19 protein-coding genes are annotated in these 22,961 nt (G+C 59.2%); all 19 read left to right on the forward strand.

Features of this window, described 5'->3' with window-relative positions:
• The first annotated feature begins 11 nt into the window (after nt 1-11).
• The 19 genes from uppS to ispD all read left to right on the forward strand — a co-directional run bounded on the left by uppS (nt 12) and on the right by ispD (nt 22,818).
• Nucleotides 12-767 (forward strand): polyprenyl diphosphate synthase, encoded by a 756-nt coding sequence (gene uppS / locus PPUTUW4_RS05590; protein WP_015093763.1) that lies wholly within the window; start codon nt 12-14, stop codon nt 765-767.
• Entirely contained in the window at nt 767-1,573 is an 807-nt protein-coding gene (locus tag PPUTUW4_RS05595) for a phosphatidate cytidylyltransferase (RefSeq protein WP_015093764.1), read from the forward strand. Before uppS ends, PPUTUW4_RS05595 begins: the two co-directional genes overlap by 1 nt.
• A complete protein-coding gene (gene ispC, locus PPUTUW4_RS05600) occupies nt 1,570-2,760 on the forward strand; it encodes a 1-deoxy-D-xylulose-5-phosphate reductoisomerase (RefSeq protein ID WP_015093765.1) in 1,191 nt (396 codons plus the stop codon). Before PPUTUW4_RS05595 ends, ispC begins: the two co-directional genes overlap by 4 nt.
• Nucleotides 2,761-2,813: 53 nt before the next feature.
• On the forward strand, nt 2,814-4,166 hold the full coding sequence (gene rseP, locus PPUTUW4_RS05605) for a sigma E protease regulator RseP (RefSeq protein ID WP_015093766.1): 1,353 nt from the start codon (nt 2,814-2,816) through the stop codon (nt 4,164-4,166).
• A gap of 72 nt (nt 4,167-4,238) precedes the next feature.
• Complete coding sequence (gene bamA, locus PPUTUW4_RS05610; protein WP_015093767.1) at nt 4,239-6,614, forward strand: outer membrane protein assembly factor BamA; 2,376 nt, start codon at nt 4,239-4,241, stop codon at nt 6,612-6,614.
• Between the two features lie 45 nt (nt 6,615-6,659).
• A complete protein-coding gene (locus PPUTUW4_RS05615; protein WP_015093768.1) occupies nt 6,660-7,163 on the forward strand; it encodes an OmpH family outer membrane protein in 504 nt (167 codons plus the stop codon).
• Nucleotides 7,164-7,166: 3 nt separating this feature from the next.
• Nucleotides 7,167-8,222: a UDP-3-O-(3-hydroxymyristoyl)glucosamine N-acyltransferase gene (gene lpxD, locus PPUTUW4_RS05620; protein WP_015093769.1), complete on the forward strand. Its 1,056-nt coding sequence runs from the start codon at nt 7,167-7,169 to the stop codon at nt 8,220-8,222.
• A gap of 108 nt (nt 8,223-8,330) precedes the next feature.
• Nucleotides 8,331-8,771 (forward strand): 3-hydroxyacyl-ACP dehydratase FabZ, encoded by a 441-nt coding sequence (gene fabZ, locus PPUTUW4_RS05625; protein ID WP_007978374.1) that lies wholly within the window; start codon nt 8,331-8,333, stop codon nt 8,769-8,771.
• A complete protein-coding gene (gene lpxA / locus PPUTUW4_RS05630) occupies nt 8,768-9,544 on the forward strand; it encodes an acyl-ACP--UDP-N-acetylglucosamine O-acyltransferase (protein ID WP_007978373.1) in 777 nt (258 codons plus the stop codon). The genes fabZ and lpxA overlap by 4 nt, the downstream gene beginning before the upstream one ends.
• A 2-nt stretch (nt 9,545-9,546) precedes the next feature.
• Entirely contained in the window at nt 9,547-10,677 is a 1,131-nt protein-coding gene (lpxB, locus tag PPUTUW4_RS05635) for a lipid-A-disaccharide synthase (protein ID WP_015093770.1), read from the forward strand.
• Between the two features lie 11 nt (nt 10,678-10,688).
• Entirely contained in the window at nt 10,689-11,315 is a 627-nt protein-coding gene (gene rnhB, locus PPUTUW4_RS05640) for a ribonuclease HII (protein WP_007978371.1), read from the forward strand.
• 77 nt (nt 11,316-11,392) lie between these two features.
• Entirely contained in the window at nt 11,393-14,914 is a 3,522-nt protein-coding gene (gene dnaE, locus PPUTUW4_RS05645) for a DNA polymerase III subunit alpha (protein ID WP_015093771.1), read from the forward strand.
• Between the two features lie 139 nt (nt 14,915-15,053).
• On the forward strand, nt 15,054-16,001 hold the full coding sequence (locus tag PPUTUW4_RS05650) for an acetyl-CoA carboxylase carboxyltransferase subunit alpha (protein ID WP_007978369.1): 948 nt from the start codon (nt 15,054-15,056) through the stop codon (nt 15,999-16,001).
• A gap of 131 nt (nt 16,002-16,132) precedes the next feature.
• A complete protein-coding gene (gene tilS / locus PPUTUW4_RS05655) occupies nt 16,133-17,461 on the forward strand; it encodes a tRNA lysidine(34) synthetase TilS (RefSeq protein ID WP_015093772.1) in 1,329 nt (442 codons plus the stop codon).
• Nucleotides 17,462-17,735: 274 nt separating this feature from the next.
• Nucleotides 17,736-19,367: a CTP synthase gene (locus tag PPUTUW4_RS05660; RefSeq protein WP_007970707.1), complete on the forward strand. Its 1,632-nt coding sequence runs from the start codon at nt 17,736-17,738 to the stop codon at nt 19,365-19,367.
• Between the two features lie 5 nt (nt 19,368-19,372).
• Complete coding sequence (gene kdsA / locus PPUTUW4_RS05665; RefSeq protein WP_015093773.1) at nt 19,373-20,218, forward strand: 3-deoxy-8-phosphooctulonate synthase; 846 nt, start codon at nt 19,373-19,375, stop codon at nt 20,216-20,218.
• 156 nt (nt 20,219-20,374) lie between these two features.
• On the forward strand, nt 20,375-21,664 hold the full coding sequence (gene eno, locus PPUTUW4_RS05670) for a phosphopyruvate hydratase (protein ID WP_015093774.1): 1,290 nt from the start codon (nt 20,375-20,377) through the stop codon (nt 21,662-21,664).
• 171 nt (nt 21,665-21,835) lie between these two features.
• Entirely contained in the window at nt 21,836-22,114 is a 279-nt protein-coding gene (gene ftsB, locus PPUTUW4_RS05675) for a cell division protein FtsB (RefSeq protein ID WP_007970710.1), read from the forward strand.
• The gene (gene ispD / locus PPUTUW4_RS05680; RefSeq protein WP_015093775.1) at nt 22,111-22,818 is read left to right on the forward strand and encodes a 2-C-methyl-D-erythritol 4-phosphate cytidylyltransferase; all 708 of its coding nucleotides are present in this window, start codon (nt 22,111-22,113) and stop codon (nt 22,816-22,818) included. The genes ftsB and ispD overlap by 4 nt, the downstream gene beginning before the upstream one ends.
• The last annotated feature ends 143 nt before the right edge of the window (nt 22,819-22,961 follow it).

The raw sequence follows: 22,961 nt of genomic DNA on the forward strand, positions 1-22,961 counted from the left end.
GTCGCGTTTTCATGGATAAGACTAAACAGACTGCACCGTCCGCGGTGCCGCGCCATGTCGCGATCATCATGGATGGTAATAATCGCTGGGCAAAAAAACGCTTTATGCCAGGTGTCGCCGGGCATAAAGCGGGCGTGGATGCGGTACGTGCGGTCATTGAGGTCTGTGCCGAGGCCAAGGTCGAAGTGCTGACCCTGTTCGCCTTCTCCAGTGAGAACTGGCAGCGTCCGGCCGATGAGGTCAGCGCTTTGATGGATCTGTTCTTCAGGGCGCTACGTCGTGAGGCCAAGCGCCTCAACGACAACAACATCAGCCTGCGCATCATTGGTGACCGCTCGCGCTTTCATCCCGAGCTGCAGGCTGCCATGCGCGAAGCCGAGGCCATGACGGTTGGCGCCAATCGTTTTGTCCTGCAGATCGCCGCCAATTACGGCGGTCAGTGGGATATCGCGCAAGCGGCGCAACGACTGGCACGAGAGGTTCAGGCCGGACACTTGCGTCCGGAAGACATCACGCCTGATCTGCTGCAGACCTGCCTGGTCACAGGCGACCTGCCGTTGCCTGACTTGTGTATTCGTACCGGTGGCGAGCATCGCATCAGTAATTTCCTGCTCTGGCAACTGGCCTATGCCGAGCTGTATTTCTCCGACCTGTTCTGGCCGGACTTCAAACACGATGCCATGCGCAATGCGCTGGCCGATTACGCTTCCCGCCAGCGCCGCTTCGGTAAAACGAGCGAGCAGGTCGAGGCTGGAGCCCGGGTTTAATGCTTAAACAACGAATCATCACCGCGCTGATCCTGCTGCCGATTGCCCTGTGCGGGTTTTTCCTGCTTGAGGGTTCCGGTTTTGCACTCTTCATCGGGCTGGTAGTTACCCTTGGTGCATGGGAATGGGCGCGTCTGGCGGGTTTCGCCGGTCAAGCGTTCCGCGTCGGTTTTGCTGCTGTGGTCGCCTTGATGCTGTTCGTCATGTACATCCTGCCCGGGCTGGCGCCTTGGGTATTGGGCGCTTCGGTGCTGTGGTGGGCGGTGGCGACGTATCTGGTACTGACCTATCCGCGTTCGAGCGAGCATTGGTCCAGTGCGGCGACCAAGCTGGTGATCGGCCTGTTGATTCTCCTGCCGGCCTGGCAGGGGCTGGTGCAGATCAAGCAGTACCCGCTGGGTAACTGGCTGATCATGGCGGTGATGGTGCTGGTCTGGGGTGCCGATATCGGTGCCTACTTCTCCGGTCGTGCTTTCGGCAAGCGTAAACTCGCGCCGCAGGTCAGTCCGGGCAAAAGCTGGGAGGGCGTGTACGGTGGTCTGGCGCTGAGCCTGGTCATTACCACGCTCGTTGCTCTGGTGCGCGACTGGACGGTGGCGCAGCTGTTCAAAGGACTGATCTGTGCTGCGCTGATCGTGTTCATTTCGGTGGTGGGCGATCTCACTGAAAGCATGTTCAAGCGTCAGTCCGGGATCAAGGACAGCAGCAATCTGCTTCCGGGGCACGGTGGTGTGCTGGATCGTATCGACAGCCTGACAGCGGCCATTCCGGTGTTCGCCGTGCTGTTGTGGATGGCGGCACCATGAGCCGCCCGCAACAGATTACCGTTCTGGGGGCAACCGGTTCGATTGGCCTGAGTACGCTCGACGTCGTCGCTCGTCATCCTGATCGTTACCAGGTCTTTGCCTTGAGTGGCTTCACTCGCTTGAGTGAATTGCTGGCGCTCTGCGTGCGCCATATCCCGCGATTTGCCGTAGTGCCTGAGGTCGCGGCTGCCCGCACCTTGCAGGATGATTTGCGCGCGGCGGGTCTTTCAACCCGTGTTCTGGTGGGTGAAGAAGGTTTGTGTCAGGTCGCTTCCGATCCGGAAGTCGATACGGTCATGGCGGCCATCGTCGGTGCGGCGGGATTGCGCCCGACGCTGGCGGCGGTCGAGGCGGGCAAGAAGATCCTCCTGGCCAATAAAGAAGCGCTGGTGATGTCCGGCGCGCTGTTCATGCAGGCGGTGCGCAAGAGTGGTTCGGTATTGCTGCCGATCGATAGCGAGCACAACGCCATTTTCCAGTGCATGCCGCACGATTATGCCCGTGGCCTCGAGGCAGTCGGCGTACGCCGGATTTTGCTGACGGCTTCCGGCGGTCCGTTCCGTCAGACACCACTGGCTGAATTGGCGCATGTTTCACCTGAACAGGCGTGTGCGCATCCGAACTGGTCCATGGGGCGAAAGATTTCCGTGGACTCGGCCAGCATGATGAACAAAGGGCTTGAGCTGATCGAAGCCTGCTGGCTGTTCGATGCCAGGCCATCCCAGGTCGAGGTGGTGATTCACCCGCAAAGTGTGATCCATTCGCTGGTTGACTACGTCGATGGTTCTGTCTTGGCGCAGCTGGGTAATCCGGACATGCGCACGCCCATCGCCAATGCTCTGGCCTGGCCGGAGCGGATCGATTCGGGTGTGGCGCCGCTGGATCTGTTTGCCATTGCACGGCTGGACTTCCAGGCGCCCGATGAAGAACGTTTCCCTTGTTTGCGTCTGGCGCGTCAGGCGGCCGAGGCGGGTAATAGCGCGCCAGCCATGCTCAATGCGGCAAATGAAGTGGCGGTGGCGGCATTTCTCGACGAGCGGGTTCGTTACCCGGAAATCGCGAGTATCATCGAGGAAGTACTGAGTCTGGAGCCCGTCGTGGCAGTGGATGATCTCGAGGCAGTGTTCACGGCAGACGCGAAAGCGCGATTGCTGGCCGGACAATGGTTGAGCCGTCACGGCCGGTAAATGCTGTAGATAGTCCACCCAGGCAGCAGCGAATAGGATTGCGGAGAAAGTAGATGAGCGCGCTCTATATGATTGTCGGCACCCTGGTCGCTCTGGGTGTGCTGGTCACCTTCCACGAGTTCGGCCACTTCTGGGTCGCGCGTCGCTGTGGGGTCAAGGTGCTGCGCTTCTCCGTAGGCTTCGGCACGCCTTTGCTGCGTTGGCACGACAAGCAGGGCACCGAATTCGTCGTTGCCGCCATCCCGTTGGGCGGCTACGTGAAAATGCTCGACGAGCGCGAAGGCGAAGTGCCGTCCGATCAGCTTGATCAATCCTTCAATCGTAAATCCGTTCGTCAGCGCATTGCCATTGTAGCGGCGGGGCCGATCGCCAACTTCCTGCTGGCATTGGTGTTCTTCTGGGGGCTGGCAATGCTCGGCAGCGAGCAGGTGCGTCCGGTCATCGGGGCTGTCGAGTCTGGCAGCATCGCGGCCAAGGCGGGTTTGAGTCCCGGCCAGGAAATCGTGGCCATTGATGGTGAGCTGACTTCCGGCTGGGCGGAGGTGAATCTGCAACTGGTTCGTCGTCTGGGCGAAAGCGGCTCATTGCAGGTGCTGGTTCGCGAGCAAGGCTCGACGACCGATTCGCCACGTGAACTTGCGTTGGATAAATGGCTCAAAGGCGCTGACGAACCCGACCCCATTCATTCGTTGGGGATTCGCCCGTGGCGCCCGGCATTGCCGCCTGTTCTGGCCGAACTTGATCCAAAGGGGCCGGCCCAGGCTGCCGGCCTGAAGACCGGTGACCGGTTGCTGGCGCTCGATGGTCGTGCGCTGGATGATTGGCAGCAAGTCGTCGATACCGTCCGTATGCATCCTGATACCAAAATCATGCTGCGGGTCGAGCGAGACGGTGCTCAAATCGACGTCCCGGTGACGCTTGCCGCTCGCGGCGAGAGCAAGTCACCCAACGGCTACCTGGGGGCAGGGGTGAAGGCTGTCGATTGGCCGCCGGAGATGCTCCGCGAGGTCAGTTATGGACCATTGGCAGCGATTGGCGAGGGGGCTCGGCGCACCTGGACCATGAGCGTGCTGACCCTCGATTCACTGAAGAAAATGTTGTTCGGCGAGCTCTCGGTAAAAAACTTGAGTGGACCGATAACCATTGCTAAAGTGGCGGGCGCTTCGGCCCAGTCGGGTGTTGCTGATTTCCTGAATTTCCTTGCTTATCTGAGTATTAGCCTGGGAGTTCTGAATTTGCTGCCCATTCCTGTGCTGGATGGGGGGCATTTGTTGTTTTATCTGATCGAGTGGGCGCGTGGTCGTCCCTTGTCGGATCGGGTGCAAGGTTGGGGGATACAGATCGGCATCAGTTTGGTGATCGGAGTGATGTTGCTCGCTCTGGTTAATGATCTGGGTCGTCTGTAACGTCGCTGAATTGCGAATCTGCCGCATTTTGCGGCAGTTTGTTTATTGCCAGTTGGAATAAGAAAGGACTTCATGAAACGTCTGCTGCTAACTGCGGTTCTCACCGTATTGATGATCGCCGAAGTTCACGCCGAGTCCTTCACTATCTCTGATATTCGCGTCAATGGCCTCCAGCGGGTCTCCGCGGGTAGCGTCTTTGGTGCTTTGCCGTTGAACGTCGGTGAACAGGCGGATGATCGTCGCCTGGTGGAATCCACTCGTGCGTTGTTCAAAACCGGTTTCTTTCAAGATATCCAGCTGGGCCGCGATGGCAACGTCCTGGTCATCACGGTAGTCGAGCGCCCGTCGGTCGCCAGTATCGAGATCGAAGGCAACAAGGCGATCTCTACCGAAGACCTGATGAAAGGCCTCAAGCAATCCGGTCTGGCCGAAGGCGAGATCTTCCAGCGTGCCACCCTTGAAGGTGTGCGTAACGAACTGCAGCGCCAATACGTCGCCCAGGGTCGCTACTCGGCTACCGTCGACACCGAAGTGGTGCCGCAGCCGCGTAACCGCGTTGGCCTGAAGGTCAACATCAACGAAGGTACCGTTGCGGCTATCCAGCACATCAACGTGGTGGGCAACACGGTCTTCCCCGATGAAGACCTGATCGACCTTTTCGAACTCAAGACCACCAACTGGTTGTCGTTCTTCAAGAACGATGACAAGTACGCCCGTGAAAAACTGTCCGGTGACCTGGAGCGTCTGCGTTCCTACTACCTGGACCGTGGCTATATCAACATGGATATCGCTTCGACCCAGGTTTCCATTACGCCGGACAAGAAACACGTCTACATCACCGTCAACGTCAACGAAGGCGAGAAATACACCGTTCGTGACGTCAAGCTCAGCGGCGACCTGAAAGTCCCTGAAGACCAGATCAAGTCCCTGTTGCTGGTGCAAAAAGGCCAGGTGTTCTCGCGCAAGCTGATGACCACCACTTCCGAACTGATCACCCGTCGCCTGGGTAACGAAGGCTACACCTTCGCCAACGTCAACGGCGTGCCTCAGCCGCACGATGAAGATCACACCGTGGACATCCTGTTCGCGGTCGATCCGGGCAAGCGTGCCTACGTGAATCGCATCAACTTCCGTGGCAACACCAAGTCCGAAGACGAAGTGCTGCGTCGTGAAATGCGTCAGATGGAAGGCGGCTGGGCTTCGACCTACCTGATCGATCAATCCAAGACCCGTCTGGAGCGTCTGGGCTTCTTCAAGGAAGTCAACGTCGAAACCCCGGCCGTACCGGGTGTCGATGACCAGGTGGACGTCAACTACAGCGTTGAAGAGCAAGCCTCCGGTTCGATTACCGCCAGCGTCGGTTTCGCCCAGAGCGCCGGTCTGATTCTCGGTGGTTCGATCACCCAGAACAACTTCCTGGGTACCGGTAACAAGGTCAGCGTCGGATTGACCAAAAGCGAATACCAGACCCGCTACAACTTCGGTTTCGTCGACCCCTACTGGACCGCCGATGGCGTGAGCCTGGGTTACAACGCCTTCTACCGCACGACTGACTACGATGACCTCGATACTGACGTCGCCAGCTACGCCGTAGACAGCCTGGGTGCCGGTGTCAGTGTCGGTTATCCAATCAGCGAGACATCGCGTCTGACCTTCGGCCTGAATGCGCAACAAGACGAAATCAAGACAGGCGTTTACACCGTTGACGAGATCTTCGACTTCGTTAACAAGGAAGGCGACAAGTACCTGAACTTCAAGGCTTCGGCCGGTTGGTCCGAGTCCACCCTGAACAAGGGCGTGCTCGCTACCCGTGGTCATTCCCAGAGCCTGGTGCTGGAATCCACGATTCCAGGCAGTGACCTGTCGTTCTTCAAGCTCGACTACCGTGGCCAGTTGTTCCAGCCATTGAGCGAGAACTACACCATGCGCCTGCACACCGAGTTGGGTTATGGCGATGGTTACGGTTCGACCGACGGCTTGCCATTCTATGAAAACTACTATGCTGGTGGTTTCAACTCGGTACGCGGCTTCAAGGACAGCACCCTGGGTCCTCGCAGTACGCCAAGTACCGGCAAGAACCCTGGTACAGCGTTCGACCCGGACCAGGATCCACTGCCGTTCGGTGGTAACGTCCTGATCCAGGGCGGTGTGGAAGTTCTGTTCCCGCTGCCGTTCGTCAAAGATCAACGCTCCCTGCGTACCTCGGTATTCTGGGATGTGGGTAACGTGTTCGATTCGTCGTGCTCGGATACCACAAATGCTGATGGCACGAAGTCCGACACCAAGTGCAACGACATTAGCCTGAGCAATATGGCCAGTTCTGTTGGTGTAGGTGTGACGTGGGTCACTGCACTGGGTCCTTTGAGTTTCGCATTGGCCATGCCGGTCAAGAAACCGGATGACGCCGAGACTCAAGTGTTCCAATTTTCCCTCGGCCAGACGTTCTAAGCGTCTGACCCAAGATAACGACAATGAATTTTGTAGGAGTGCATCGTGCGTAAGTTGACTCAATTGGTTCTCCTGGCCAGCGTATTGGTCGCTGGTCCGGCATTTGCCGACATGAAAATTGCAGTTCTGAACTATCAGATGGCTCTGCTGGAGTCCGACGCGGCCAAGAAATACGCCGTGGATGCCGAGAAGAAGTTCGGTCCTCAGCTGACCAAGCTCAAGACGCTGGAAACCAGCGCCAAGGGTATTCAGGACCGCCTGATGGCCGGTGGCGACAAAATGCAGCAGGGCGAGCGCGAGCGTCTGGAGCTTGAATTCAAGCAAAAGGCCCGTGACTTCCAGTTCCAGTCCAAGGAGCTGAACGAAGCCAAAGCCGTTGCCGACCGTGAAATGCTGAAGCAGCTCAAGCCGAAACTGGACAGCGCTGTGGAAGAAGTCATCAAGAAAGGTGCTTTTGACCTGGTCTTCGAGCGTGGCGCAGTGATTGATGTCAAGCCTCAGTACGACATCACTCGCCAGGTTATCGAGCGCATGAATCAGCTGAAGTAATCCATGACCGTGACCATTAAGCTCGGCCAGCTGGCCGAGTTCCTCGGCGCCACGCTACGTGGCGACCCGGAGAGAGAAATTACTGGGCTAGCCACCTTGCAGGAGGCTGGCCCAGCTCAGTTGAGCTTTCTCGCAAACCCTCAATACCGTAAGTACCTGGCGGACAGCCGGGCCGCAGCACTGTTGCTGAAGGCTGCTGATGCCGAAGGTTTTGCCGGTAATGCGCTAGTGGTGCCTGATCCGTATCTGGCCTACGCGCGTGTTTCCCACCTGTTTGATCCAAAGCCGAAAGCGGCTGCCGGTATTCACCCGACAGCCGTTGTGGCCGAGGACGCGGTGGTTGACCCGGCTGCGAGTATTGGTGCTTTTGCGGTGATCGAAAGCGCGGCACGAATTGCTGCCGGCGTGACCATCGGTGCGCATTGCTTCATCGGTGCCCGTTGCGAAATCGGCGAAGACGGCTGGCTGGCCCCGCGGGTCACGCTGTACCACGACGTGCGCATCGGCAAGCGTGTGGTCATTCAGTCGGGGGCCGTGCTCGGCGGTGAAGGCTTCGGTTTTGCCAATGAGAAAGGTGTCTGGCAGAAAATTGCCCAGATTGGTGGTGTGCTGGTCGGTGACGATGTCGAAATTGGCGTGAATACCGCTATTGATCGCGGTGCATTGGCCGATACCATTCTCGGCAATGGTGTGAAACTCGACAACCAGATCCAGATCGCCCACAACGTTCAGGTCGGTGATCACACCGCCATGGCGGCCTGCGTCGGGATCTCCGGCAGCACCAAAATCGGCAAGCATTGCATGCTCGCTGGCGGTGTAGGGCTGGTGGGGCATATCGAAATTTGCGATAACGTTTTCATCACCGGGATGACCATGGTGACCCACTCGATTACCGAAAAGGGTTCCTATTCTTCCGGTACGGCCATGCAGCCAGCAGCCGAATGGCGCAAAAGCGCGGCTCGCATCCGTCAGCTCGATGACATCGCGCGGCGCCTGCGACAGCTGGAAAAGCAAGTAGGGGAAGTGACCCCTGACGGTAATGCTTCATCAGATGGCTGATACCATTTCCATATCAAGTGTGCACAGCCGCTAGACTGCCTCCTTGATTTGCTAGCGGAACGTGCGTCAGTCGCGCGCTCCCAATCTTTACATAGGCTTCCCCCCGAAATGATGGACATCAACGAGATTCGCGAATACCTGCCTCACCGTTACCCGTTCCTGCTGGTGGACCGGGTAGTGGAGCTGGATGTTGAAGGCAAGCGCATTCGCGCCTACAAGAATGTCAGCATCAACGAACCGTTCTTCAATGGTCACTTCCCCGCGCATCCAATCATGCCGGGCGTATTGATCATCGAAGCCATGGCTCAGGCTGCCGGGATCCTTGGTTTCAAGATGCTCGACGTGAAACCGGCCGACGGCACCCTCTATTACTTCGTCGGTTCCGACAAGCTGCGCTTCCGCCAGCCGGTTCTGCCAGGCGATCAGTTGATCCTTGAAGCCAAGTTCATCAGCTGCAAGCGTCAGATCTGGAAATTCGAATGCCAGGCTTCGGTCGATGGCAAGCCGGTCTGCTCCGCTGAAATCATCTGCGCGGAACGCAAACTATGAGTTTGATTGACCCTCGTGCAATCATCGATCCGACAGCCATTCTGGCTGACGGCGTCGAGGTCGGCCCGTGGTCGATCGTCGGCGCAGGTGTGGAAATCGGCGAGGGGACAGTCATCGGGCCGCACGTGATCCTCAAGGGCCCGACCCGAATCGGCAAGCACAATCGCATCTACCAGTTTTCCTCGGTGGGTGAGGACACGCCTGACCTGAAGTACAAGGGCGAGGAAACCCGCCTGGTGATTGGTGATCACAACGTCATTCGTGAAGGCGTGACGATCCACCGCGGCACCATCCAGGATCGTTCGGAAACGACCCTGGGCGATCACAACCTGATCATGGCCTATGCCCACATCGGCCACGACAGCGTGATTGGCAACCACTGCATCCTGGTGAACAACACCGCACTGGCGGGCCATGTGCATGTGGAAGACTGGGCGATCCTCTCCGGTTTTACCCTGGTTCACCAGTATTGCCACATTGGCGCCCACAGCTTTTCCGGCATGGGGACGGCGATCGGCAAGGATGTTCCAGCCTACGTCACGGTGTTTGGCAACCCTGCCGAAGCCCGCAGCATGAACTTCGAGGGCATGCGCCGTCGGGGTTTCAGCGAAGATGCGATCCACGCGCTGCGTCGTGCCTACAAGGTGGTGTACCGCCAGGGCCTGACCGTGGAGCAGGCGCTCGCCGAACTGGCAGAGCCGTCCGCCCAGTATCCGGAAGTGGCGGTGTTCCGTGACTCCATTCAGTCTTCGACCCGCGGCATCACCCGCTAACCATGGCCAATCTGCGTATTGCGCTGGTAGCGGGTGAGGCTTCCGGTGACATTCTGGGTGCGGGCCTCATGCGCGCGCTCAAGGCTCGCCACCCGGCGGTCGAGTTCATCGGTGTCGGTGGTCCGTTGATGCAGGCTGAAGGCCTGACCTCGTATTTCCCGATGGAGCGTCTGTCCGTCATGGGCCTGGTGGAAGTGCTGGGCCGGTTGCGCGAGTTGCTCGCGCGGCGCAAGAAGCTGGTCGCCGACCTGATCTCCGCGAAACCCGATGTGTTCATCGGTATCGATGCGCCGGACTTCAACCTCAATATCGAACTCAAACTGCGTCAGGCCGGTATCAAGACCGTGCATTACGTCAGTCCGTCGGTTTGGGCCTGGCGGCAGAAGCGCGTGCTGAAGATTCGCGAAGGCTGCGACCTGATGCTCACGCTGTTCCCGTTCGAAGCCAGGTTCTATGAAGAGAAAGGCGTGCCGGTGCGGTTTGTCGGTCATACCTTGGCCGATGCCATTCCACTCGAAGCCGATCGCGCGGCTGCGCGGGCCGAGCTCGGTTTGCCTGACGGGCCGCTGGTGGCGTTGATGCCAGGCAGCCGTGGCGGTGAAGTTGGCCGGCTAGGTGCGTTGTTTCTCGATACCGCGCAGCGCCTGCGGGCGTTGCGCCCGGGTGTGCGGTTTGTCATGCCTTGCGCCAGTGCACAGCGTCGCGCACAGCTTGAAGAACTGTTGGCTGGTCGCGATCTGCCGCTGACGCTGCTCGACGGACAGTCGCATCTGGCCCTGGCAGCGTGCGATGCGGTGTTGATTGCCTCCGGTACCGCGACGCTCGAAGCATTGCTGTACAAGCGGCCGATGGTGGTCGCCTATCGCCTGGCGCCGCTGACGTTCTGGATACTCAAGCGCATGGTGAAAAGCCCCTACATTTCTTTGCCGAACCTGTTGGCTCAGCGTCTGTTGGTGCCCGAGTTGTTGCAGGACGATGCTACGGTCGAAGCGCTGGCCCAGACCCTGTCACCCTTGATCGAGGGTGGGGAAGAGCAGACCCGTGGCTTTGACGAGATTCACCGGACCCTGCGTCTGGATGCCTCCAACCAGGCGGCGGACGCCGTGCTGAACCTGATCGGCCAAGTAGAATGAGTAAAACGAACATGCAGATGGGGCTGGACTTTACCTTGGTCGCTGAAGTCGAAGAGTTGGTTGCCGGCGTCGATGAAGTCGGTCGCGGCCCGCTCTGTGGCGCGGTAGTGACGGCGGCGGTGATTCTTGATCCGAACCGCCCGATCCTCGGCCTGAACGACTCCAAGAAACTCACCGAGGCCCGTCGCGAAAAGCTCTACGACGAAATCTGCGAAAAAGCCCTGAGCTGGTGCATCGCTCGCGCCGAAGTCGAGGAAATCGACGAACTGAATATCCTCCACGCCACCATGCTGGCCATGCAGCGTGCGGTCGCCGGGCTGCATATTCAGCCGAAACTGGCGATGATCGACGGCAACCGCTGCCCGAAACTGCCGATGCGTTCCGAAGCCGTGGTCAAAGGCGATAGCAAGGTTCCAGCCATCGCCGCCGCATCGATTCTGGCCAAGGTCAGTCGCGATCGCGAAATGGCCGCGTTCGAGTTGATCTACCCGGGTTACGGCATCGGCGGGCATAAAGGTTACCCGACCCCCGTTCATCTGGAAGCACTCGCCCGTCTTGGCCCGACCCCGATTCACCGGCGTTCGTTTGCCCCGGTGCGGCTGGCGTATGAGGCGCGGGAAAGTCTCATCGAGAGTTAGTCGCAAGGCTGATTTTTTTTACCAAGGCCCGGTACAATCCGGGCCTTGTTGTCTTTACGTTCTCAGACAGGATCACTATGCCGGCTTCATTCGTTCACCTACGCCTGCACACTGAATACTCCCTGGTCGACGGTCTGGTGCGGATCAAGCCGCTGGTCAAGACCCTGGTCGGCATGAACATGCCTGCCGTGGCGGTCACCGACCAGAACAACATGTGTTCCCTGGTCAAATTCTATAAAAACGCCATGGGTGCCGGGATCAAGCCGATCTGCGGCGCCGACCTGTGGCTGTCGAACAAGGATCCGGACAACCCGCTGAGCCGGATCAGCCTGCTGGTGATGAACGCTGAAGGCTATCGCAACCTCACCGAACTGATTTCCCGCGGCTTTATCGAAGGTCAGCGCAATGGCGCAATCATCATCGAGCGCGAATGGGTCGCTGAAGCCAGCGCCGGCTTGATCATGTTGTCGGCGGCCAAAGAGGGCGAGATCGGCCAGGCCATGCTCAGCGGCAACCACGCGGAGGCCGAAACCCTGGCCCGCGAATGGATGGATGTGTTTCCGGATCGTTTCTACCTGGAGATCCAGCGTACCAACCGCCCCAACGATGAAGAGCAGTTGCACGGCGCCGTGGCCCTGGCCGAGAAGCTCGGTGCGCCGCTGGTGGCGACCAACGACGTGCGTTTCATCAAGCAGGAAGACTTCGCCGCCCACGAAACCCGCGTCTGCATCGGTGAGGGCCGTGCCCTCGACGATCCGCGGCGTTCGAAGAACTACAGCGATCAGCAGTACCTCAAAAGCGCCGAGGAAATGGCCGAGCTGTTCAGCGACATTCCCGAGGCGCTGGAAAACACCGTCGAGATCGCCAAGCGTTGCAACATCGAAGTGAAGCTGGGTACGCACTTCCTGCCCAACTTCCCGATCCCCGATGGCATGACCATCGACGAGTACTTCCGCAAGGTGTCCTTCGATGGCCTGGAAGAGCGCCTTGCCGTCCTGCTGCCCAAGGACACCACCGAAGACTATGAAGCCAAGCGTCAGGTCTATGTCGACCGGCTGAATTTCGAGCTGGATATCATCATCCAGATGGGCTTCCCCGGTTACTTCCTGATCGTGATGGACTTTATCCAGTGGGCCAAGAACAACGGCGTACCGGTAGGTCCTGGCCGTGGGTCGGGTGCCGGATCGCTGGTGGCCTATGTGCAGAAGATCACCGACCTCGACCCGCTGGAATATGACCTGCTGTTCGAGCGTTTCCTCAATCCGGAACGGGTATCGATGCCCGACTTCGACGTCGACTTCTGCATGGACGGTCGCGATCGGGTGATCGACTACGTGGCCGAGAAATACGGCCGCAACGCGGTAAGCCAGATCATCACTTTTGGTTCCATGGCCGCCAAGGCTGTGGTCCGCGACGTGGCGCGGGTGCAGGGCAAGTCCTATGGCCTGGCGGACCGTCTGTCGAAGATGATCCCGTTCGAAGTCGGCATGACCCTGGAAAAGGCCTACGAACAGGAAGAGATCCTGCGCGACTTCATCAAGGTCGATGAAGAAGCCGCGGAAATCTGGGAGATGGCCCGCAAGCTTGAAGGCGTTGTGCGTAACGTCGGCAAGCACGCCGGTGGTGTGGTGATCGCCCCGACCAAACTGACCGACTTCTCGCCGATCTACTGCGACGAAGCGGGCGATGGTCTGGTAACCCAGTTCGACAAGGACGACGTTGAAGCGGCCGGCCTGGTGAAGTTCGACTTCCTCGGTTTGCGGACCCTGACGATCATCGATTGGGCGCTGAAAACCATCAACCGCGACCGCGCCAAGGTCAACGAGCCGCCGCTGGATATCGCGTTCATCCCGCTGGACGACAAACCGACCTACACCTTGCTGCAAAAAGCCGAAACCACGGCGGTGTTCCAGCTTGAATCCCGGGGCATGAAAGAGCTGATCAAAAAGCTCAAGCCCGACTGCCTGGAAGACTTGATCGCACTGGTGGCCCTGTTCCGTCCGGGTCCGCTGCAATCGGGCATGGTGGACGACTTCATCAACCGCAAGCACGGTCGCGCCGAGCTGGCGTATCCGCACTCGGACTACCAGTACGAAGGCCTCAAGCCCGTACTGGCACCGACCTACGGCATCATCCTGTATCAGGAACAGGTGATGCAGATTGCCCAGGTCATGGCCGGTTACACCCTCGGTGGTGCGGACATGCTGCGTCGCGCCATGGGTAAGAAAAAACCCGAGGAAATGGCCAAGCAGCGCGGCGGTTTCATTGAAGGTTGCGCCACCAACAACATCGACGCGGACCTGGCCGGTAACATTTTCGACCTGGTGGAAAAGTTCGCCGGTTACGGCTTCAACAAGTCCCACTCCGCCGCCTATGGCCTGGTGTCGTACCAGACCGCGTGGCTGAAGGCGCACTACCCGGCGCCGTTCATGGCCGCGGTACTCTCGGCGGATATGCACAACACCGACAAGGTCGTGACCTTGATCGAAGAAGTGCGGACCATGAAGCTGCGTCTCGACGCGCCGGACGTAAATACCTCCGAATTCAAGTTCACGGTGAACGACGAAGGCCGGATCATCTACGGCCTGGGGGCCATCAAGGGCGTGGGTGAGGGGCCGGTCGAGGCCATCACCGAAGCGCGTCTGGCCGGGCCGTTCAAGGATCTGTTCGATTTCTGTGCCCGGGTCGACCTCAAGCGCATCAACAAGCGCACCCTCGACGGCTTGATCCGCAGCGGTGCCCTGGATCGCCTCGGGCCGTACTTCCACGATGAGCAGAAAGCCTACCAGGCCAACATCGACCGCAATCGCGCGGTGCTGCTGACGGCCATGGAAGAAGCGATCAAGGCGGCCGAACAGACCGCGCGGACCCAGGACAGCGGTCACTCGGACCTGTTCGGCGGTCTGTTTGTCGAAGAAGACGCCGACGTCTACGCCAATCACCGCAAGGCCAAGGAGCTGACCCTCAAGGAGCGCCTGAAAGGGGAAAAAGATACCCTCGGCCTGTACCTGACCGGTCACCCGATTGACGAGTATGAAGGTGAAATCCGTCGCTTTGCCCGCCAGCGCATCATCGATCTGAAACCTGCGCGTGATACCCAGACCGTTGCCGGGATGATCATCGCCTTGCGGGTGATGAAGAACAAAAAGGGCGACAAGATGGGGTTCATCACCCTCGACGACCGCTCCGGACGGATCGAGGCCTCGCTGTTTTCCGAGGCGTTCCATTCGGCGCAATCATTGTTGCAGACCGACGCGATGGTGGTGGTCGAAGGCGAGGTCAGCAACGACGACTTCTCCGGAGGCCTGAAATTGCGGGTCAAGCGGGTGATGAGCATGGAAGATGCGCGCACCAACCTGGCCGAAAGCCTGCGCCTGAAGTTGCATGCCAAGGATCTCAAGGGCGATCAGCTACGCTGGTTGGGCGAACTGTTGAAGCGTCACCGCGGTGCATGTCCGATCACCATGGACTACACCAGCCCTGATGCGAAGGCCTTGTTGCAGTTCGGCGAGGGCTGGCGGATCGATCCGGCGGATGCGTTGATTCAAGCCCTGCGTGACCAGTTCGGGCGAGACAACGTCTTCCTCCAATACCGTTGACGGTCAGTGCTATCAGATTGCCCTGACCCAGACCTGAATTTTTAATCTCGACCTCAACGCGCCTGTCCCTTAAGGTAGGGCGCGAATAGACAACCGGCCGGCCCAAGATCCCTTGGGACTCGACCCAAGACGGACGCCTATGAACCCGAATTTTCTAGATTTCGAACAGCCGATCGCCGACCTGCAAGCCAAGATCGAAGAGTTGCGCTTGGTCGGTAATGACAATTCGCTGAATATCGGCGATGAGATTTCCCGCCTGCAGGACAAGAGCAAAACGCTGACCGAAGACATTTTCGGCAAGCTGACCAGCTGGCAGATCGCACGCCTGGCACGTCACCCGAAACGTCCATATACCCTGGACTACATCGAACACATCTTCACCGAGTTCGACGAACTGCACGGTGATCGTCACTTCTCCGACGACGCGGCCATCGTTGGCGGCATCGCCCGTCTGGACGACAAGCCGGTCATGGTTATCGGCCACCAGAAGGGCCGTGAAGTGCGCGAGAAGGTTCGCCGCAACTTCGGCATGCCGCGTCCGGAAGGCTACCGCAAGGCTTGCCGCCTGATGGAAATGGCCGAGCGTTTCAAGATGCCGATCCTGACCTTCATCGACACCCCGGGCGCCTACCCTGGCATCGACGCTGAAGAGCGCAACCAGAGCGAAGCGATTGCCTGGAACCTGCGGGTCATGGCGCGCCTGAAAACCCCAATCATCGCTACCGTGATCGGTGAGGGTGGTTCCGGTGGTGCATTGGCAATCGGTGTCTGCGACCAGTTGAACATGCTGCAATACTCGACTTACGCGGTGATTTCGCCGGAAGGTTGCGCTTCGATTCTGTGGAAAACCGCCGAGAAGGCACCGGATGCCGCAGAAGCGATGGGCATCACCGCCGAGCGCCTCAAGGGCCTGGGCATCGTGGACAAGGTGATTGGCGAGCCATTGGGCGGCGCGCACCGTGACCCGGCTGCTGCCGCTGCATCGATTCGCGCCGAGCTGAGCTCGCAACTGGCGATGCTGAAGAAGTTCGACAACGACGCGCTGCTCAAGCGCCGTTACGATCGTCTGATGAGCTACGGCCTCTGATCTGACCTCGGCTTGAATGTGGGAGCGGGCTTGCTCGCGAAAGCGGTATAACAATCAACTGATGTGTTGAATGTTCAGCCGCCTTCGCGAGCAAGCCCGCTCCCACATTTGATTTGTGCAAAGGGAGAGATATGGATCGGCCCGCGATTGACTTGCCTTCCAGGCTTTTGCTGAATCTGAAACCGTGGCGTAACGCTCCGGCTTGGCACATCGCCTTCTCCGGCGGCCTGGACTCCACCGTCCTGCTGCACCTCCTTGCACATCTCGCAAAAACCGAATCCCTGCCGGCGCTGTGCGCCATCCATGTTCATCACGGCCTTCAAGCTGTGGCCGATGCGTGGCCGGAACATTGTCGTTCTGTGTGCGCTGCGCTGGGCGTCCCGTTGCAGATCGTTCGGGTGCAGGTGCAGCCCGGTGCCAGTCTGGAGCGTGCGGCGCGGGACGCGCGTTATCACGCGTTCACCGAAGTGACTAGGCCCGGTGACGTGCTGCTGACAGCCCAGCACCGCGACGATCAGGCGGAAACCTTGCTGTTCCGTTTGTTGCGTGGGGCCGGCGTGCGCGGGCTGTCGGGTATGCCGCGTCAGCGCTCGTTGGGCAAGGGCCATCTGCTGAGGCCATTGCTCGACGTCACGCGGGCTGAACTGGAGGCCTATGCCAACGAGCATGGCTTGAGCTGGATCGAAGACCCTTCAAACGAAGATCGGCAGTACTCGCGCAACTACCTGCGGCATCAAGTCTTCCCCGCATTGACCCGGCGCTGGCCACAAGCGGTGGCAACCATGGCCCGCAGCGCGGCGCATCTGACCGAGGCGCAGGGGTTGCTCGAAGAACTGGCAGACATGGATTTGCGTAACGCCAACTCTGTCAGTGAATTCGCCTGGCTGGGCTTGCGATCCCTTGAGCTGGCGTCGCTTGCGCAACTCTCCGACGCCCGGCAGCGCAATGCCTTGAGTCATTGGCTCGAACCGCTGACCCGCCTGCCGGACACTGACCATTGGTCGGGCTGGCAGGATTTGCGCGACGCCAGCGGCGATGCCTGCCCGGTGTGGCGGCTGGCCGATGGCGAGCTGCAGCGGGCTGGCGGGCGGATCTGGTGGTTGTCCGGCCGCTGGTTGCGCCCTCTGCCTGTCGCCGGAGTGTGGCAGGACCCGCGTTCACCGCTGGTAACTCCGGACAACGGCACGCTGTCGCTCACCGGACAAATCCCCGATGGCCCGTTACAGATCCGCTATCGTGAAGGGGGAGAGGTCATGGCTTTGCCAGGCCGCGGCCATCGGGACCTGAAACGTTTGCTCAATGAAAGCGCTGTACCGTCCTTCGTGCGCGGCAGATTGCCGCTGCTCTACAAAGACGGGCAATTGCTGGCGGTAGCGAACCTCAATGGGCTCGATGGCGGTGCGATCGGTAACTGGCATTTGCATTGGCAGCCACAGAACGAAGATCAAGGTTTGAGCTGAAAGGGGCTTTCCGGTAGACTACGCTCCCTTCTTGATACAACTTCTGTGGATTCGCCTGAATTGCAGGAGTTGCCGATTACCAAGCAGTCTTTGCTGGGCGATTCCAAAAAATGTGTAGCGAGCAACGAACCGGTGATTCATTTCCCGGTCTGTCCCAACGCGGCGGTTTTTTTGAAAGGTGCACTGTGATTAATGCAGGTGATCGGGGGCTTCGGCCTTCCTTCGCTTTCCCCGGCGGCTCGGACCGCTTTAACGCAGACTTCTAGGGTTTTTCATGACGCGCTACATATTCGTCACGGGCGGTGTTGTTTCTTCATTGGGGAAAGGCATTGCATCGGCATCATTGGCGGCCATCCTGGAGGCGCGGGGACTTAAGGTCACCATGCTGAAGCTGGACCCGTACATCAACGTCGACCCGGGCACCATGAGCCCGTTCCAGCACGGTGAAGTGTTCGTCACCCACGACGGCGCCGAGACCGACCTGGACCTGGGCCACTACGAGCGGTTCATCCGCACGACCATGACCCAGAACAACAACTTCACCACCGGCCGTGTCTACGAACACGTGCTGCGCAAAGAGCGCCGTGGTGACTACCTGGGTGCAACCATCCAGGTGATCCCGCACATCACCGACGAAATCAAGCGCCGCATCATCAAGGGTGCCGGCGACGCTGACGTGGCCATGGTCGAGATCGGTGGCACCGTGGGTGACATCGAGTCGCAACCGTTCCTCGAGGCGATCCGCCAACTGCGTTTCGAAGTCGGCGCCAAGCGCGCGATGCTGATGCACCTGACACTGGTGCCGTACATCGCCACTGCCGGTGAAACCAAGACCAAGCCAACCCAGCACTCGGTGAAGGAACTGCGTTCCATCGGCCTGCAACCAGACGTGCTGGTCTGCCGCTCCGACCACCCGATCGATGTGTCGTCGCGTCGCAAGATCGCGCAGTTCACCAACGTTGAAGAACGTGCGGTGATTGCGCTGGAAGACGCCGATACCATCTACAAGATCCCGGGTATCCTGCACTCTCAGGGCCTGGACGATTTCGTCGTCGAGCGCTTCGGCCTGCAATGCGGCGGTGCCGATCTGTCCGAGTGGGAAGCCGTGGTCGACGCCAAGCTCAACCCTGAGCACGAAGTCACCATCGCCATGGTCGGCAAGTACATGGAGCTGCTGGACGCCTACAAGTCGCTGATCGAAGCGATGAGTCACGCCGGCATCAGCAACCGTACCAAGGTCAACCTGCGCTACATCGATTCCGAAGACATCGAGAACCAGGGCACTGCGCTGCTGGAAGGCGTCGACGCGATCCTGGTGCCTGGCGGCTTCGGTCTGCGTGGCGTTGAAGGCAAGATCACTGCCGTTCAATACGCTCGCGAAAACAAGGTTCCGTACCTGGGCATCTGCCTGGGCATGCAAGTGGCCGTAATCGAGTTCGCCCGTAACGTGATGGGCTGGAAAGACGCCAACTCCACCGAGTTCGATCGTGCAAGCGGCCACCCGGTCGTGGGCCTGATCACCGAGTGGGAAGATGCCACCGGCGCGGTCGAAACCCGTACCGAAGCTTCCGATCTGGGCGGCACCATGCGCCTGGGCGCGCAGGATTGCCTGCTGGAGCCAGGTTCCCTGGTTCATGGTTGCTATGGCAAGGACGTGATCGTCGAGCGTCACCGTCATCGCTACGAAGTGAACAACAACCTGCTGCCGCAAATCATGGAAGCCGGTTTGAAAATCTCCGGTCGTTCCGGGGATGGCGCACTGGTTGAAGTGGTTGAAGCACCGGATCATCCATGGTTCGTCGCTTGCCAGTTCCACCCTGAGTTCACCTCGACGCCACGCGACGGTCATCCGCTGTTCAGCGGTTTCGTCAAGGCCGCGTTGGCTCAACACCAGAAGAAGGCGTAACCCCGATGGCACAGAAGATCATCCGCGTCGGCGACATCGAGATTGCCAACGACAAACCCATGGTGCTGTTCGGCGGCATGAACGTGCTGGAAAGCCGTGACATGGCCATGCAGGTTTGCGAAGAGTATGTGAAGGTCACCGAAAAGCTCGGTATCCCTTACGTGTTCAAGGCCAGTTTCGACAAGGCCAACCGGTCTTCTGTGACCTCCTATCGTGGTCCTGGCCTGGAAGAAGGCATGCGTATCTTCCAGGACATCAAGCAAGCCTTCGGCGTGCCGATCATCACCGACGTCCACGAGCCTGACCAGGCCGCGGTCGTCGCTGAAGTCTGCGACATCATCCAGTTGCCGGCCTTCCTGTCGCGCCAGACCGACCTCGTGGTCGCGATGGCCAAAACGGGCGCCGTGATCAACATCAAGAAAGCCCAGTTCCTCGCCCCCCAGGAAATGAAGCACATCCTGAACAAGTGCGTGGAAGCGGGTAATGATCAGTTGATTCTCTGCGAGCGTGGTTCGAGCTTCGGCTACAACAACCTGGTCGTCGACATGCTCGGCTTCGGCATCATGAAGCAGTTCGAATATCCGGTGTTCTTCGACGTGACCCATGCGCTGCAAATGCCTGGCGGTCGCTCCGATTCCGCCGGCGGTCGTCGCGCCCAGGTCACCGACCTAGCGAAGGCCGGCATGAGCCAGTCGCTGGCCGGACTGTTCCTGGAAGCCCACCCGGATCCGGACAACGCCAAATGTGACGGTCCTTGCGCCTTGCGCCTGGACAAACTGGAGCCATTCCTGGCCCAGCTCAAAGCCCTGGACGAACTGGTGAAGAGTTTTCCGACGGTAGAAACCGCGTAATCCTCAATTCTCCGGTAAAGTACCGCACGATTTAACGCTCAGGCCCTCGAGCCTGAGCCTTTTCGTCTGCAAGACTGCCCGCTGCACCTCGCTTGCCGACGACCAAAGATTTCCTACAGCTGCGTCGTTTTCGTCAACTTTGGAGTGTTTACAACAATGGCTAAAATCGTCGACATCAAAGGTCGTGAAGTTCTCGACTCCCGTGGCAATCCCACCGTGGAAGCGGATGTGCTTCTCGATAACGGCATCATCGGCAGCGCCTGCGCGCCGTCCGGTGCTTCCACTGGCTCGCGTGAAGCGCTCGAGCTGCGTGATGGCGACAAGAGCCGTTACCTGGGCAAGGGTGTTCTGAAGGCCGTAGCCAACATCAATGGTCCGATCAAGGACCTGTTGAAAGGCATGGACCCAAGCGACCAGAAAGCGCTCGATCTGGCAATGATCAAGCTCGACGGTACTGAAAACAAAGGTTCCCTGGGCGCCAACGCGATCCTCGCCGTTTCCCTGGCTGCCGCCAAGGCCGCCGCACAGGACCAGGACCTGCCGCTGTACGCTCACATCGCCAACCTGAACGGCACCCCGGGTGTCTACTCGATGCCGGTTCCGATGATGAACATCATCAACGGCGGCGAGCACGCCGATAACAACGTCGACATCCAGGAATTCATGGTTCAGCCGGTTGGCGCCAAGTCTTTCTCGGAAGGTTTGCGCATGGGCACCGAGATTTTCCACCACCTCAAAGCCGTACTGAAGGCCCGTGGCCTGAGCACTGCCGTCGGTGACGAAGGTGGTTTCGCGCCGAACCTGGCTTCCAACGAAGACGCTTTGAAAGTGATCTCCGAAGCCGTGGCCAATGCCGGTTACAAGCTGGGCACCGACGTGACCCTGGCCCTGGACTGCGCGGCCAGCGAATTCTACGAAGACGGCAAGTACAACCTGTCCGGCGAAGGCCAGGTGTTCACCGCCGAAGGTTTCGCTGACTACCTCAAAGGCCTGACCGAACGTTACCCGATCATCTCCATCGAAGATGGCCTGGACGAGTCCGATTGGGCTGGCTGGAAGATCCTCACCGACAAGATCGGCGAGAAGACCCAACTGGTAGGCGACGATCTGTTCGTAACCAACACCAAGATCCTGAAAGAAGGCATCGACAAGAAGATCGCCAACTCGATCCTGATCAAGTTCAACCAGATCGGCACCCTGACCGAAACCCTGGAAGCCATCCAGATGGCCAAGGCTGCCGGCTACACCGCCGTGATCTCGCACCGCTCCGGCGAAACCGAAGATTCGACCATTGCCGACCTGGCAGTGGGCACCTCGGCTGGCCAGATCAAGACTGGCTCCCTGTGCCGTTCCGACCGCGTTTCCAAGTACAACCAACTGCTGCGTATCGAAGAGCAGTTGAACGGCAAGGCCAAGTACAACGGTCGCGGCGAATTCCGCGGCTGAGTAAGTACATGGTAAAAAAGACACCGGATTGTGTCGGAAAAATCGCTACAGCGACGTTTTTGCCACTAATCTGATGGCTTATAAGCACAAGCCTGGTTCTTCCAGGCTTCGTGCTATCAGAAGCTTCACGTTTGGCATGGCTGTCTTTTTTCACTGGATACCTGATATTCGATGCGCAGTCCCAATTGGTTGTTCCTCATTCTGCTTTTGTTGCTGGCTGGCTTGCAGTACCGCCTGTGGGTGGGAAACGGCAGTCTGGCGCAAGTGGCCGAGTTGACGCAGCAGATCGCGGATCAGCAAGCTGAGAACCAGGCATTGCTGGAGCGCAATCGGGTAATGGACGCCGAAGTCAGTGAGTTGAAAAAGGGCATGGAGACCGTTGAAGAACGGGCTCGCCATGAACTGGGCATGGTCAAGGACGGTGAAACCCTTTACCAGTTGGCGCAATGAGCCAGACGTTACCGGCCTTCTGGGCCGTGATTCCTGCCGCGGGCGTCGGTGCCCGTATGGCCGCGGACCGTCCCAAGCAATACTTGCAACTGGGCGGGCGCACTATTCTCGAACACAGCCTCGGCTGTTTCCTTGATCATCCTTGCCTGAAAGGCCTGGTGGTCAGTCTTGCTGTCGACGATCCTTATTGGCCGAATCTGGCGTGTGCCAGTGACCCGCGTATTGCCCGGGTCGAGGGCGGCTCCGAACGTTCCGGATCGGTGCTCAATGCCTTGCTGCATTTGCACGCGCAGGGTGCCGATGATGAGGATTGGGTACTGGTTCACGATGCCGCACGGCCGAACCTCAGTCGTGACGACCTGGACAAGTTGTTGGCTGAACTGGCTGACGACCCTGTCGGCGGACTGCTGGCGGTTCCGGCACGGGATACGCTCAAGCGGGTCGACAAACACGGTCGTGTACTCGAAACTGTGGATCGCAGTGTGATCTGGCAGGCCTACACGCCGCAGATGTTTCGCCTTGGGGCATTGCATCGGGCGTTGGCTGACAGCCTGGTGGCGGATGCCGTTATTACCGACGAAGCTTCGGCCATGGAGTGGGCCGGTTCGGCACCACGGCTGATCGAAGGGCGGTCCGATAACCTCAAGGTGACGCGTCCCGAAGATCTTGAATGGTTGAGGCAGCGTTGGGCTAATCGTCACTAAGTTGTGCGGCAATCAACTTTGAGACCGCGTCGCGCCTTTCGCGAGCAAGCCCGCTCCCACATTTGACCAATGTGCCCGCAATTTTTGTGAGCAAGACTGTTCCCCTGTGGGAGCGGGCTTGCTCGCGAAAGCGCCGGTTCAGT

Source organism: Pseudomonas sp. UW4, assembly GCF_000316175.1.
GTDB classification, from domain to species: domain Bacteria; phylum Pseudomonadota; class Gammaproteobacteria; order Pseudomonadales; family Pseudomonadaceae; genus Aquipseudomonas; species Aquipseudomonas laurylsulfatiphila.

What these genes read in the sequence shown, in the direction of transcription:
- uppS (WP_015093763.1), top strand. Translation starts at nt 12, where the DNA reads ATGGATAAGACTAAACAGACTGCACCGTCCGCGGTGCCGCGCCATGTC.
- PPUTUW4_RS05595 (WP_015093764.1), top strand. Translation starts at nt 767, where the DNA reads ATGCTTAAACAACGAATCATCACCGCGCTGATCCTGCTGCCGATTGCC.
- ispC (WP_015093765.1), top strand. Translation starts at nt 1,570, where the DNA reads ATGAGCCGCCCGCAACAGATTACCGTTCTGGGGGCAACCGGTTCGATT.
- rseP (WP_015093766.1), top strand. Translation starts at nt 2,814, where the DNA reads ATGAGCGCGCTCTATATGATTGTCGGCACCCTGGTCGCTCTGGGTGTG.
- bamA (WP_015093767.1), top strand. Translation starts at nt 4,239, where the DNA reads ATGAAACGTCTGCTGCTAACTGCGGTTCTCACCGTATTGATGATCGCC.
- lpxD (WP_015093769.1), top strand. Translation starts at nt 7,167, where the DNA reads ATGACCGTGACCATTAAGCTCGGCCAGCTGGCCGAGTTCCTCGGCGCC.
- fabZ (WP_007978374.1), top strand. Translation starts at nt 8,331, where the DNA reads ATGATGGACATCAACGAGATTCGCGAATACCTGCCTCACCGTTACCCG.
- lpxA (WP_007978373.1), top strand. Translation starts at nt 8,768, where the DNA reads ATGAGTTTGATTGACCCTCGTGCAATCATCGATCCGACAGCCATTCTG.
- lpxB (WP_015093770.1), top strand. Translation starts at nt 9,547, where the DNA reads ATGGCCAATCTGCGTATTGCGCTGGTAGCGGGTGAGGCTTCCGGTGAC.
- rnhB (WP_007978371.1), top strand. Translation starts at nt 10,689, where the DNA reads ATGCAGATGGGGCTGGACTTTACCTTGGTCGCTGAAGTCGAAGAGTTG.
- dnaE (WP_015093771.1), top strand. Translation starts at nt 11,393, where the DNA reads ATGCCGGCTTCATTCGTTCACCTACGCCTGCACACTGAATACTCCCTG.
- PPUTUW4_RS05650 (WP_007978369.1), top strand. Translation starts at nt 15,054, where the DNA reads ATGAACCCGAATTTTCTAGATTTCGAACAGCCGATCGCCGACCTGCAA.
- tilS (WP_015093772.1), top strand. Translation starts at nt 16,133, where the DNA reads ATGGATCGGCCCGCGATTGACTTGCCTTCCAGGCTTTTGCTGAATCTG.
- PPUTUW4_RS05660 (WP_007970707.1), top strand. Translation starts at nt 17,736, where the DNA reads ATGACGCGCTACATATTCGTCACGGGCGGTGTTGTTTCTTCATTGGGG.
- kdsA (WP_015093773.1), top strand. Translation starts at nt 19,373, where the DNA reads ATGGCACAGAAGATCATCCGCGTCGGCGACATCGAGATTGCCAACGAC.
- eno (WP_015093774.1), top strand. Translation starts at nt 20,375, where the DNA reads ATGGCTAAAATCGTCGACATCAAAGGTCGTGAAGTTCTCGACTCCCGT.
- ftsB (WP_007970710.1), top strand. Translation starts at nt 21,836, where the DNA reads ATGCGCAGTCCCAATTGGTTGTTCCTCATTCTGCTTTTGTTGCTGGCT.
- ispD (WP_015093775.1), top strand. Translation starts at nt 22,111, where the DNA reads ATGAGCCAGACGTTACCGGCCTTCTGGGCCGTGATTCCTGCCGCGGGC.